The following is a 12,811-nucleotide window of genomic DNA, read 5'->3' on the forward strand; positions in this document are numbered from 1 at the left end:
TTTTATACTAGAAAGCTATGCTATACAACAAAAAGGAGTAAGGCCTAGGCCTTACTCCTTTTATTTAGCTTTTAGATTATTTCAAATCTGCTGTACAGTTAGGACATTTAACTGCGTCGATGTGAATTTCTGTTTTACAGAATGGACATTCTTTTGTTGTAGGTGCTTCAGCAGCTTCTTCTTCTTTCGCGTTTTTCATCATTTTAGCCAAAGCGCGAACCATCAAGAATACAACAAATGCCAAGATCAAGAATTGAATCAAGTCAGTAATGAATGTACCGTATGGCAATACAGAACCAGCAGCACGAGCTGTAGCAATATCAGCACCAGACATGAATGCATCTTTAGAACCTACGCTTAATGGTAAGTACAAGTTGCTGAAATCAATACCGCCTGTGAACAAGCTGATAATAGGCATGAACAAGTTGCTTACAACAGAGTTAACCAACGCTGTGAAAGCAGCACCAATAATCATACCAATAGCTAAGTCCATCATGTTACCTTTAAAGGCAAAAGCTTTAAAATCGTTTAAAAATTCTTTCATTTCTCTCTACTCCTAGATACACTTAATTGAGAATGCGTTAATAACTGTACTAATCATAAAGGAAAGATGAAGGGATGTCAACATTTTTCGATGTAGTTTTTCGAATTTATTTAATATAGTTTTTCATAGTTCTATCTAAAATTGTAATAAATCAGTGTTTATGCGTACTTTTCGCACCATATAAAAAGTGCCAATCACGAATGTGATTAGCACCTCTGTCATACAACATCTATTATTGTATATCTTCGACAATTATTTAATTTTATCCTCTATGACCTTCCCTTCACGCAAAGGACCATTTTGTTCTTTAAGACGGGCCAACATAACAGAGGAAACGAACATGGCAACACCAGCGCCTATGGTTTCAATAGATATGCTTTCACCAAAGAATAGGAAGCCATAGAAGGAACTAATGAACACCCCAACATATTGTAAAAACTGAGCTACTACAGCATTTGTGGTAACAAAAGCACCGGTCAAGAAGAACTGTGCCACCACACTAATACCACCAATAGCTAAGATGATTAGCCAATCTGTTCCCTGCGGCATAACGAGCTTATCAGTTGTAACGAGGCCTGCAATCATACCTGTAATCATGAAATAAGCCATAATTTCGAAATTGCTATGTTTACCTCTCTTAGATATAAGGCGAATGGTCGTATACGCAGCTGCAGATAGAGCAGCCCCTAAAATAGCTACTAAGGCAAACCAAGTAAAGCCAGTAAAACTAAATGGATTTACCATAACCATAACAGCTATAAAGATCAAGAGTAGCCATTTTCCTGCCCCTTTAGGTACCCGTTCTTTAAGAAATAAGGCGCTAAAAATCAGCACGAATATACCTGATGTTTGAAATAAAATCGTCGCATCAGATAACTTTAAATGCACTAAGGCAATAAAGTTACATACCATGCCAAAGCCGCCATATAAGCCACGCATAACAAGATGTCCTCTATCCTCCTTAGAGAATCGGATACCTTGGGTATACATGACGATAAGAACCGCTACGGTACCGAACAAGCCACGGAAAAAAGCAATTTCTCCAGATGGAATGTTGGAACCTAGCATTTTAACGAATAAATTCATCGTACTCAATAAGAGAGCCGACAACAATGCATATATAAGGCCTTTTTTAGCCATGCTACCTCCCTATACGCTTTTTACCATAATAGTATAACTAAATAACTACTGTTTCTATATCATCTAATCACTCTAGCCTATATATAAACGATACAGATCTTACAAAGCCAAAATATATGCCGCCCTTCTGATGAAAGGCGGCATTCTATTATTTAGAGAATGTATCGACAAAATCTAAAATTTCTTGTTTCATATTCTCTTTATCGATTGCTTTTGTAAAACGCAATGGTTTAGATTGCAATGCTTCCAATTGTTTAGGGAACGCTACACCTGTTACAGCAGAAATATTATCTAAGCTTTCATAAGGTGTTTCTCCAACCTTGATATCCAACGCCTCACAGATAGCTGTAGGGAATTTAAATGGATGCGCTGTAGAAGCGATAATTGTATGACGCGCACCATCTTCAGGATGTTTTTCCAATTCCTTCATATATGCACCCATAGCTACCGCCGTATGAGGATCCATTACATATCCATAGGAATTGTATACTTGTTCAATGATAGCTTTTGTTTCTTCATCATCTACGTAAGCACCTGCAAAATTAGCTTTAACACGACTGAATTCTTCCTCGTTTACAGTCAATTTGCCTGTCGCTTTAAGATCTTTCATCCAACCGGCTGTACGTTCACTATCTTCACCAGAGATATAGTACAAGAAACGTTCAAAGTTAGAAGATTCAAGAATATCCATAGATGGAGAAATCGTTGTATAGAACGGACGGTTCATATCATATGTACCAGTTTCAAAGAAATCAGTAAGTACATTGTTTTGGTTCGATGCACAAATCAATTTACCAATAGGAATCCCCATTTTCTTAGCATAGTAAGCTGCCAAAATGTTACCGAAGTTACCTGTTGGTACTACTACGTTGAAAGCTTCGTCTTCATGGATAGCACCTTGTGCCACGAGCTCAGCATAAGCGTTTACATAGTACACCACTTGCGGTGCTAAGCGGCCGATATTGATGGAGTTCGCACTGGAGAACATCACACCTTTTGCAGCTACTTCTTCTGCAGTAGCCTTATCTACGAAGAGGCGTTTCAAGAATTGTTGAGCATCGTCAAAGTTGCCATGAATAGCAGTTACATTTACGTTCTCACCCTCTTGTTTTTGCATTTGTTCAGCTTGCATAGGGCTTACACCATCTGTTGGGTAGAATACTTGGATATGAGTACCAGGTACATCTTTAAAGCCTTCAAGAGCAGCTTTACCAGTATCACCAGATGTTGCTGTTAAGATAAGAACCTCTTTTTGTTCACCTTCTGCTTCCTTCGCAGCTACTAAAAGATATGGAAATAAGGACAATGCCATATCTTTGAAAGCTTGTGTACGGCCGTGGAACAATTCCAATACCGATACCTTTTCCAACAAGGAATGCAATGGTGCAATATCGCGAGTACTAAAGTTAGCATCACTGTACGCAGAATTGATCATTTCTTTCAAATGAGCTTCAGAGAAGCATGGGAATAGCTTTGCTAGTACAACAGCTGCTACCTCTTGATAGTTTTTATCTTTTACATCATTGTAAGTTAAGCAGTTTGTAGGGAATAAAGATGGTACATATAGACCACCATCCTCTGCTAATCCGTGCAACAATGCATATGTTTCATTTACCGCAACGGTACCGCGGGTGCTAGTGTAATTCATGAAATACCTCATTTTTAACTACAATGGATTTTACGGGTTTAATAGATTTATTATAGCATAAAAGCGCCCCTAAAAGGAGCGCTTCTATAGAATTTATATGATATTTTTATTATTATTGTATGCCTCTAACGTCATAGAGCATAATAAATCATATAAAGCATGCATAAACTAGCTATGCTAATTATAATTCGCCTTCTGCAATAGCATCCAATGTGTCAAGGGATGGGATGAAGAATAGCATGCCTGTAATAGGTTTAGAGTAATCGAGCAATTTATCGTTTTGAGTAAACATATTAGTAAGCATAGTTTTAGTTACATCCCAATAACGAGCATAACCAATGAAGTATGTACCACGTACACCTTGACCTGGTTGAGCAAATGGTACATTCATGCGTACAATTTTATGTTCTTCATCATCGCGATTATCTTGAGCTACTACATTGTGAGCTGCTGGATCTTTTTCATCATCTTCTAATTCAATATCGCTGAATTTACGACGACCAATGAATTTTTCTTGCATTTCTGTAGGAAGTGCACGCCATGCATCAAGATCATGTTCATATTTTTGAGCAAATGCATAAGAACCATTTACGAATTCAGGATCTTCATCACCGATAACGCCCCACTCAACGGCCTCTTGACCAACAGGATTTTCAGTACCATCTACGAAATCGATAATTGCACGACCTTGTTCATAGTGGAAGCCATGAGTTTCATCTACTACGGATGTAATAGGACGTAAAAACTCCATAATTTGGTCTACTACAGTATAAGTAACGGATTCATCGTTAGAACGTACATGTAGGAATAAGTCTGCAGCTACAGCTGGTACGTCTTGTTTATCCCCTTTAATACCTTGGAAATCTTCTAACTCTTTTGGTACCGGTGCATTAGGGAATAAATAATCCCATGCTTTGCGGCTGAAGCCAAAAGCGATTCCCAAACCTTCGCCATTCGCACGAATGCTAACGGAACGTTTAATAGCTTGAATGCGATCTGCCATATCTTGAATTACTTCAAGTTCTGCATCATGGTCTTTACGGTTTAGTAATAATGTTGTGAAATTGACACTTTGGCCAGCATCTTTATATACATCTTGTGTTCTAGAAACATCTACTGCCATCGGGTACCTCCTAATGAGAAAAACTACTATATTGTCATCATAAGCTATTAATACTATATTGTCTATAATGTATAACACATCAAAATATAGATTAATAGATTAACAGATTAATAATATGCATACAGCATCATTCAATTACAATATATTTTTAATTATTATGTACGGTTTAACCGTAAACAGCTATAAAAAAATAATATCATCGTAGGATACATTAAATACTTTTTCAATATTAGCGATAGCTATAACATCAGGGTAGGACTTCTTTCGCTCCCAGTTTCGCCATGTAGCAACCGATACTCCAACCTCTTTTGCAGCTCGTTCTTGAGACCAATCTCTAGATACTCTCAACATTTTTAAGGTTACTTTCATGACAACCTCCCTTCACATATATCATAGCTAACCTTACCATATATAATAATGATTGTAATACGGTTAAATCGTATTGTCTAGTGTTAACTATACAGTATATAAGCTATCTATTGTAACAATGACAGGTTTATTGTACGATAGTATTAATAAACACTGATTAATAGGCAGATGTAGGGGACTTTCAGAATGAGCGATTTAGGTAACAAGGAAATCATGGCGCAGAATATCCAACGTTTCATGGATAAGCGTGGCATAGATAGAAATAAAATTTGTACCGATTTAGGTTTTAAATATACAACCTTTACTGACTGGGTTAAAGGTAACACATACCCAAGAATTGATAAAATAGAAATGATGGCCAATTACTTTGGTGTATCAAAATCAGATTTGGTAGAGCGTTACGACGAAAACAAGCCCTATTATGCTAATCCAGAGATAACACAATTTGCTCAAGCCCTACAGAACAGTCCATATGCCAATAACCTCATCACCTCTATTACGGATCTGTCAGAAGAGGAAATGGCTGAAACCTTAAAATATATTGATTTTTTAAAGTCAAAGAGAAATTCTTAAATTCATATAACAATAAAAATTATGCCAATAATACTTAGTAAAGACTCAACTATAACCATAGTATAAATGCTCCACTGTCCTTGTTTTCTTATCTTTTATAGGCCATCTTTATAAGTTACAAAAATGGCTTACACAATTTTATGATGCATTAAAAGAAAACCCGCACAGTTGTGCGGTTTTTTTGTGGACCACCAGTGGTTAGAACCCTAGATACCCTAATTAAGAGTGTATTATTCGACTACTGACAAAAACTATAAATATAGTACTTTACTGTATTTTATATTCTCACATTTAACTATATTTCAGTATATTTTTTATTGAAATGATGTCAAAATGATGTCGTCTATTATATACATTATATGTTGTGATCCATTTCTTCACCGTATAGACGTTCCATTCCTTGCCGAGTTACAAGCCACATTTTCCCAGACTTTCTAAACTCACCTTCTAAAAATCCATTCTTTACACGGCCTCTACAATTCTGTTTCAATGCATCAGCCGTAACATTCCATCGTTCTGCGGCCTCTTGTGTTGTCATTACATCATCTAATTTCATTATAATACTCCCAATATAACTAATAGATTATAAACGGATAAAACAAAAGCAATAATACTAATTGTTAAAGTTAATCTTGAAATCATATGCTCGCCATTGTTATAATAGTTAGGAAGAGTGGAGCTCCTTCGAGCTCCTGTGGTTACTGATTTAATAACTATATTATCGCTATTGCTAGTTGGATAAACGCGGTTATTATCGGTAGCCACTTTTTTATTATCTTCCTTAACTTCTTCAACGGCTTCACCTCCTTCCTTATGTCTATATTACACCCTATATCGTGTATAAATGCAAGTTTTATTTTGATTTTTACAAACAAAATAGAGCCTAACAACGTAGATAATATCTAGGTTAGTAGGCTCTTTTATTTATAGTTGCGTGTATCCACCATTACACGGTATAGAGATGTATGGATCACCTCTCAATCATCGATGAATCGCTACTCCGATTACTGTCCCACCATTTGAGATAAGTTGCGTTGCGTCCGTAAGAGTTTAATTGTTCGTTTGTCGCCCTTGATTTGCTCTTTCAATTTGGTTATCTAATGTGTTTAACAGAAGTGAAATGGAAGCTGACGTGGTAGAAAAGATTTCAAACATATTCTAATTGATGTCAAAATGATGTCAAAAGAAAAACCCGCACAGTTGTACGGGTTATTTTGGTGGACCACCAGGGGTTCGAACCCTGGACACCCTGATTAAGAGTCAGGTGCTCTGCCAGCTGAGCTAGTGGTCCATGACATGACTAATTATATGCTTATTTTATAGGAATGTAAAGAATAATTATTACATCCCTATAAAACATTACATTGATACCTATATTAATATTGTAATACCCAGTCTCTCATAATATTACAAGCCTCTGTAGGCAATATATCTGTAGTGCCTACACAGTCAACACCACTATATACTTGAAGGACACTATGGGTACGGCTTACTTCCTTAACAATGACCTCCGTTAATTGAGATTTTTGAATGTTAAATGTAAGCCCAAATCGACCGAAATAAGTAAATACAGTCTTTTCTGTATTATACTCCATATGAACTTGGAGCATTTTGCCACCAGGCCAGCAAGCCTCGACATGCTCCTTGGATCTTGGTTTCAGAAAATCAAAAAAGCCCATATTACCCTCCGATGCGCCACATAGGACGTTCTGGTTGTTCCATACCTACGCCATCATGACGTTCTTGCTTTCGTTGCAACGCACGTTCAATATGCAGAGCTAAATCTTTCTCGGTTGCACCATTGCGCACAAGAGATACAAGATCAGCCTCATCATCACGTAACAAGCATAAACGCATTTGTCCATCTGATGTAAGACGTACACGGTTACATGTATCACAGTAGCTATGAGACATAGAAAAGATGAAACCTACAGCCTTTCCACTTGGCAACGCTAAATACGTAGCAGGACCAAAACCATACACAGAATGAACCTCTGTAAGAGGCCCTCCACTTACACGTTCCAATTGAGATCGCCACTCATCAAAGGTCGGTCCATGGAATGCATCACCTTGGAATGGCATGTATTCTATAAATCGCCATACAACAGGCCATTTTTCTACATACTGTAACAAAGATTTGACTTCTTCATCAGACCAATGACGAGATAATACAGTATTAATCTTTACGGATTTAAAGTTTGCACTAATAGCACTGCGAATACCATCGAGCACAGAATCCAGCTGACCTTCTTTGCCTACACAAGTAGCAAAGGCATCACTTTCAAGAGAATCAAGACTAATATTCACTCGGTTCAATCCAAGTTTTTTCAATCGTTGTACTCGAGATGCGAGTAAGCTACCATTCGTAGTCATAGATATATCTTCAAACCAACCAGTATCCTTAATACGGGTTAAAAGCTCTTCGATATGTGGATACAACAATGGCTCGCCACCAGTTAAGCGCACTGCTTTCACGCCGATACGATGGAAGGCACCTAAAATAGTCATCCATTCATCAACTGATAATAATTGTGTTTGACTTTGAGGTGTAATTTCAGCAGGTCGGCAATAGGGACAACAAAAATTACACGCATCTGTCAATGACAGACGTACATATTCAATTGTACGGCCCCATGCGTCTTTCATAACACACCTCGTTTATAATACAAAGCTATTTAATAATAGATACTTCATCACCTACGTGAATCGTACCATTTTTAAGGACTTTACCAAAGATTCCTTGTGTAGGCATGATACAAGATCCTACTTGTTTCATGATTTCACAACCATGATGACATTCCTTACCAATTTGAGTGATTTCAAGAATTACATCACTGCCAACTTGTAATTGTGTACCTACTGCTAATTCGTAAAGCACCATACCTTCAACAGTAATATTTTCTGCAAAATCACCAGGTTTAACATCCGCACCTTGAGCGCGCATATGGTCTATACTTGCAATGCCAAGTAAGCTGATTTGACGATGCCAGTTACCTGCGTGCGCATCACCTTCCATACCGTGATCTACGATAAGATTAGCGGATTCAATATTATGTTTCTTTTGCCCTTTTTTCTCACTAATAGAGATAGCAATAATTTTTCCGTCTGCCATGTAACCCTTCCCTTCTTATGGGAACATACCATATATACATAACTTTATTTCAACATGTAATTGCAACTAATTTTATGATTCTCATCTTACTGAAAGCACCACAAAATTATTCTACAATTATCTATTTATTATAGCATAGTATTCATACAAATTTCCTATGAATTTAATCACTAAAAAAAACTCTGCTCCAAGGAACAGAGTTCTCATATAATATGTCTTATCGGCGACCCATTTCTTTAATTTCATCACCACGATTAACACCATTAAGTAGTAAATTCAGCAAAATTGCCATAATACTACCAAAGGTAATACCAGATTTTAAAATAATTTGTGCCCAAGCAGGGAAATTAGCATAAAAGTTTGGCGCTGCAATAGGGATCATAGCCACACCAATACTAATTGCTACAAGCATTAAATTATGATTACCTTCAAAGCTAACCTTGCCTAAAGAACGAATACCACTAGCAACAATCATACCAAACATGGCAATACCAGCACCACCTAATACGGCATTTGGAATACTAGCTACGATGGCCGCTAATTTAGGGAATAATCCCAACAAAATCAAAATCACACCAGAGGCAGCAACTACAAAGCGGCTCTTAACACCCGTTACAGCAATAAGGCCCACGTTTTGAGCAAATGCTGTATATGGGAAGCTATTAAGAATACCACCGATAACAGTAGATACACCATCAGCACGAATGATAGATGCCAATTCCTTACGTCCAATTGGCTTATCTACAATTTCACCAATCGCAATACTGTCACCTGTGGTTTCAACCATAACAACAAGCATTACGATAATCATGGAAAGCACAGAAGCCCAATCAAAGGTTGGTAAACCGAAATAGAAAGGTTCAATAACTGCAATCCAGCTGGAACGACCAACTTCATCAAAGTTGGTGACGCCCATGGCAAAAGCAATAGCTGTCCCTGCAATCAAACCGATTAGTACAGAAAGATTACTGAAGAAACCTTTTGCAAATTTGTAAACAAATACGACGATTAAGAATGTAAGGAACCCGAGTCCAATATTAGTAAAACTACCAAATTGTGGATTCCCTACACCACCGCCCATCCAATTAATAGCAACTGGCATCAAGTTAATACCGATAATGGTAATAATTGTACCTGTAACTACCGGAGGGAATAGTCGAATAAGACGACTAAAGAATGGCGCTATCAAAAATGTAAATAACCCGGCTATGATAATAGCGCCATAAATAGCAGTCATACCATGCTGGGCACCAATCATCGCCATAGGGCCTACAGATGCAAAGGTAACCCCTTGGATCATTGGAATACGTCCACCAATGTTACCAAAACCTAACGTCTGGATTAATGTGGCAACACCGCAAGTAAATAAGTCCGCTGTAATTAAGCGAATCAAATCTTCCACAGGTAAATGCATGGCCTGCGCCACGATAATAGGTACTGCAACGGCGCCTGCATACATGGCCAATACGTGCTGTAAACCAAAGGCAAAGAGCTGTGGTATTGGCAACATACTATCGACCGTATTCATTTGTTTTTGATCTGTCATAATGTCTCCTACATCAAACCTCGAAATAACACCCACTCATTTTACACTATCGTTCGGATTTTAACAATAGAAAAAAGAGAACTCATTATTTTTAAAAGTAATAACAAGTTCTCTCTTTTATATTTTCCGAACATTAAACTCTCAAAAACATAAATCGTTCGAAACCATTCAAAATTTATTAATTAATAAATCCAGACGTCTATCTATTTATTTCAGGCTATATTTTGAGCTACTGTTTTGAGCTAATTATACATATAAGCCTATAATAGCCGACTCTTTAGCATCAAGATCTTTTTCAATAGCATTCATTTTTGCAGTTATATCAGTTACAAAGGCTTCATCTTTAATCCCAGATAAATTGATACGTACATTTAAGAATGCCGCCTTTACGGCAGCACGGGCATTAATAGCAGCAATAATACCATCGGTAATGAGGTTTTGATTGCCCTTGCGAGATGCCAAATCCGCTAAATCAAAGATCTGATATGCTAACTCACCGATTTCAAAGGGCACCATAGCCGCATCTTTATAAGCTTGCTGAATAGCTGCACTGCGTGTAGCCTTTTCTTCATCAGTATTCTTTGGCAAACCTAATGCATTCATAAAGATATTAAATACATTCGCATCAGCTTGAGACAACTCAAGCATGCGATTACGAATGGCTTCTGCTTTACCTTGAAGGTCTTTCATTTCAGATTGAACCTCTTCATACCCTTTTTTACCAAAGGTTAAGTTTGCCACCATTTCAGCTAATGCAGCGCCCGTTGCAGCTGTTAAAGCCGCAATGGCACCACCACCAGGTGTCGGCTCTTTAGATGCAGTAGCGGCTACAAAGTCACTCACTTTTTGTTCTACTAATTTCATATCTATACCTCATGTAAAGGAGATAACAAGGTAGACCTTGTTATCTCCTTAAAATTACTATAAAACTGTATCAGTTAAATCAATAAACGCTATAACTCTAATTAAAATTAGTCTTACAGGTTAATCTTTTTAGAAAGACTAACTATATGTATTTAATATTAGAATAAGCCTTTAATCGTACCATCTGCTTCTATATCCATGTTGAGAGCTGCTGGGCGTTTAGAAAGACCTGGCATAACCATTACATCACCTGTACGGCATACGATAAAGCCAGCCCCATTGGCAACGCGAATATCGGATACAGTGATAGTAAAGCCCTTTGGTGCACCGAGCAACGCAGGATTATCAGACAAGGAGTATTGTGTTTTCGCCATACATACAGGCAAACGATCGAGACCCCAATCTGCTAATTGTTTAATTTGCTTTTTAGCTTTATCCGTAAAGATAACACCATCACCACCATAAATCGTAGTAACAATCTTATTTACCTTTTCTTCTAAGCTATCTTCTACATCATATACGAATTTAGGTGTTGGTTTTGGACCCTCAAGCAATTCAACGACCTTTTTAGCCATATCAATGCCGCCTTCGCCGCCCTTTTCCCAACACTCATTAAGCTCAACAGGTACGCCAAATTCATTACACAAGCGGGTTAACTCAGCGATTTCCGCATCTGTATCGGTAGCAAATTTATTGATTGCTACTAGTACAGGCACATTGAAGTAACGCATGTTTTCGATTGCTTTTTGTAAGTTGCTGAAACCTTTAGTAATCGCTTCAACATTTTCAGTATTAAGCTCTTGTTTTGGTACGCCACCATGCATTTTAAGAGCTCGCAAGGTAGCTACGATAACGATTGTATCAGGGAAAATATCGCCGTAACGACATTTAATGTCGAGGAACTTTTCAGCCCCTAAATCAGCACCGAAGCCTGCTTCAGTAACTACAATATCACCTAATTTAAGACCTAATTTTGTAGCTACGATGGAGTTACAACCATGAGCAATATTTGCAAATGGACCACCATGAACGATGGCTGGCGTATGCTCTAATGTTTGTACGAGATTTGGTTTAATAGCATCTTTCATAAGGAGTGCCATCGCACCTTGGCAACCAAGTTGATGTACATACACAGGCTCACCTGCTAAGTTGCAACCAATTACAATGCGACCGAATCGTTCTTTCAAATCTTCAAGATCTTTTGCTAAGCAAAGAATAGCCATAATTTCAGAAGCAACGGTAATCATGAAGTGATCTTCGCGAGGGAACCCACATACTTTACCACCAAGTGCTACGGTTACGTTGCGAAGTGCACGGTCATTCATATCTAGAACACGAGTCCAAGATAATTGACGCAAATCGATTTGCAATTCATTACCTTGATGGATGTGATTATCAATCATAGCGGACAATAAGTTATTGGCTGCTGTAATGGCATGCATATCACCTGTAAAGTGAAGGTTGATATCATCCATTGGTACTACTTGAGCATAACCGCCCCCTGCTGCACCACCTTTAATACCAAATACAGGTCCCAAGGATGGTTCACGCAAGGTTGCAATCGCATTTTTACCTATTTTTTGTAAGCCTTGTACGAGACCAATGCTCGTTGTGGACTTACCTTCCCCCGCTGGTGTCGGTGTAATAGCCGTAACAAGCACCAATTTACCATCTGGCTTAGCTTCTAAGCGACGAATGGCATCAAAAGAAATCTTCGCTTTATAATGACCATATTGTTCAATATCATCAGGTGTTAATCCGCATTTATCGGCAATAACCTGAATTTTTTCCATTCTATTCTGTTGGGCAATCTCAATATCGCTTAACATAAAGCCTCCTCGGCGCTATGGCCACATAAACCTATATAACAACTATTAGATAGACGTATATGT

The 12,811-nt window shown here is 37.9% G+C and carries 13 protein-coding genes and 1 tRNA gene; 1 reads left to right on the plus strand and 13 read right to left on the minus strand.

The annotated features are described in order from the left end of the window. Positions 1-76: 76 nt before the first annotated feature. The 5 genes from mscL to ACDF53_RS00700 form a co-directional block, all read right to left on the minus strand. Entirely contained in the window at positions 77-544 is a 468-nt protein-coding gene (gene mscL / locus ACDF53_RS00680; RefSeq protein ID WP_370815179.1) for a large conductance mechanosensitive channel protein MscL, read from the minus strand. 252 nt (positions 545-796) lie between these two features. After that, positions 797-1,684 (minus strand): DMT family transporter, encoded by an 888-nt coding sequence (locus ACDF53_RS00685; protein WP_370815180.1) that lies wholly within the window; start codon positions 1,682-1,684, stop codon positions 797-799. A 148-nt stretch (positions 1,685-1,832) separates the two neighbouring features. Next, entirely contained in the window at positions 1,833-3,332 is a 1,500-nt protein-coding gene (thrC, locus tag ACDF53_RS00690) for a threonine synthase (protein ID WP_370815181.1), read from the minus strand. A gap of 181 nt (positions 3,333-3,513) precedes the next feature. After that, positions 3,514-4,455: a Dyp-type peroxidase gene (locus tag ACDF53_RS00695; protein ID WP_370815182.1), complete on the minus strand. Its 942-nt coding sequence runs from the start codon at positions 4,453-4,455 to the stop codon at positions 3,514-3,516. Positions 4,456-4,635: 180 nt separating this feature from the next. Then, on the minus strand, positions 4,636-4,824 hold the full coding sequence (locus ACDF53_RS00700) for a helix-turn-helix transcriptional regulator (RefSeq protein WP_296005637.1): 189 nt from the start codon (positions 4,822-4,824) through the stop codon (positions 4,636-4,638). Positions 4,825-5,010: 186 nt separating this feature from the next. Between ACDF53_RS00700 and ACDF53_RS00705 the strand changes: the two genes are divergently transcribed. Beyond that, on the plus strand, positions 5,011-5,397 hold the full coding sequence (locus tag ACDF53_RS00705; RefSeq protein WP_370815183.1) for a helix-turn-helix domain-containing protein: 387 nt from the start codon (positions 5,011-5,013) through the stop codon (positions 5,395-5,397). A 355-nt stretch (positions 5,398-5,752) separates the two neighbouring features. On the opposite strand, the gene ACDF53_RS00710 is transcribed toward ACDF53_RS00705, so the two are convergent. The 8 genes from ACDF53_RS00710 to ACDF53_RS00745 form a co-directional block, all read right to left on the minus strand. Continuing rightward, positions 5,753-5,953, minus strand: a complete 201-nt coding sequence (locus tag ACDF53_RS00710) for a helix-turn-helix domain-containing protein (RefSeq protein WP_370815184.1) — start codon at positions 5,951-5,953, stop codon at positions 5,753-5,755. Between the two features lie 659 nt (positions 5,954-6,612). Then, a tRNA-Lys gene (locus tag ACDF53_RS00715) sits at positions 6,613-6,688 on the minus strand. A gap of 85 nt (positions 6,689-6,773) precedes the next feature. Next, on the minus strand, positions 6,774-7,076 hold the full coding sequence (locus ACDF53_RS00720) for a hypothetical protein (RefSeq protein WP_370815185.1): 303 nt from the start codon (positions 7,074-7,076) through the stop codon (positions 6,774-6,776). 1 nt (position 7,077) lies between these two features. Continuing rightward, positions 7,078-8,043: a GTP 3',8-cyclase MoaA gene (gene moaA, locus ACDF53_RS00725; RefSeq protein WP_370815186.1), complete on the minus strand. Its 966-nt coding sequence runs from the start codon at positions 8,041-8,043 to the stop codon at positions 7,078-7,080. Between the two features lie 25 nt (positions 8,044-8,068). Beyond that, entirely contained in the window at positions 8,069-8,509 is a 441-nt protein-coding gene (locus ACDF53_RS00730) for an MOSC domain-containing protein (RefSeq protein ID WP_295780554.1), read from the minus strand. 217 nt (positions 8,510-8,726) lie between these two features. Continuing rightward, the gene (locus ACDF53_RS00735) at positions 8,727-10,055 is read right to left on the minus strand and encodes a nucleobase:cation symporter-2 family protein (RefSeq protein WP_296005646.1); all 1,329 of its coding nucleotides are present in this window, start codon (positions 10,053-10,055) and stop codon (positions 8,727-8,729) included. Positions 10,056-10,301: 246 nt separating this feature from the next. Continuing rightward, positions 10,302-10,919 carry a cyclodeaminase/cyclohydrolase family protein gene (locus ACDF53_RS00740; RefSeq protein WP_370815187.1) on the minus strand — a complete coding sequence of 206 codons (618 nt, stop codon included), beginning with the start codon at positions 10,917-10,919 and terminating at the stop codon, positions 10,302-10,304. Positions 10,920-11,077: 158 nt separating this feature from the next. After that, positions 11,078-12,748, minus strand: coding sequence for a formate--tetrahydrofolate ligase (locus tag ACDF53_RS00745; protein ID WP_370815188.1), 1,671 nt, complete (start codon positions 12,746-12,748; stop codon positions 11,078-11,080). Between the last annotated feature and the right edge of the window lie 63 nt (positions 12,749-12,811).

The organism is Veillonella sp., from assembly GCF_041333735.1.
GTDB lineage: Bacteria > Bacillota > Negativicutes > Veillonellales > Veillonellaceae > Veillonella.

Coding starts and splice junctions, on each gene's coding strand:
- mscL (WP_370815179.1), bottom strand. CDS start 544: ATGAAAGAATTTTTAAACGATTTTAAAGCTTTTGCCTTTAAAGGTAAC.
- ACDF53_RS00685 (WP_370815180.1), bottom strand. CDS start 1,684: ATGGCTAAAAAAGGCCTTATATATGCATTGTTGTCGGCTCTCTTATTG.
- thrC (WP_370815181.1), bottom strand. CDS start 3,332: ATGAATTACACTAGCACCCGCGGTACCGTTGCGGTAAATGAAACATAT.
- ACDF53_RS00695 (WP_370815182.1), bottom strand. CDS start 4,455: ATGGCAGTAGATGTTTCTAGAACACAAGATGTATATAAAGATGCTGGC.
- ACDF53_RS00700 (WP_296005637.1), bottom strand. CDS start 4,824: ATGAAAGTAACCTTAAAAATGTTGAGAGTATCTAGAGATTGGTCTCAA.
- ACDF53_RS00705 (WP_370815183.1), top strand. CDS start 5,011: ATGAGCGATTTAGGTAACAAGGAAATCATGGCGCAGAATATCCAACGT.
- ACDF53_RS00710 (WP_370815184.1), bottom strand. CDS start 5,953: ATGAAATTAGATGATGTAATGACAACACAAGAGGCCGCAGAACGATGG.
- ACDF53_RS00720 (WP_370815185.1), bottom strand. CDS start 7,076: ATGGGCTTTTTTGATTTTCTGAAACCAAGATCCAAGGAGCATGTCGAG.
- moaA (WP_370815186.1), bottom strand. CDS start 8,043: ATGAAAGACGCATGGGGCCGTACAATTGAATATGTACGTCTGTCATTG.
- ACDF53_RS00730 (WP_295780554.1), bottom strand. CDS start 8,509: ATGGCAGACGGAAAAATTATTGCTATCTCTATTAGTGAGAAAAAAGGG.
- ACDF53_RS00735 (WP_296005646.1), bottom strand. CDS start 10,055: ATGACAGATCAAAAACAAATGAATACGGTCGATAGTATGTTGCCAATA.
- ACDF53_RS00740 (WP_370815187.1), bottom strand. CDS start 10,919: ATGAAATTAGTAGAACAAAAAGTGAGTGACTTTGTAGCCGCTACTGCA.
- ACDF53_RS00745 (WP_370815188.1), bottom strand. CDS start 12,748: ATGTTAAGCGATATTGAGATTGCCCAACAGAATAGAATGGAAAAAATT.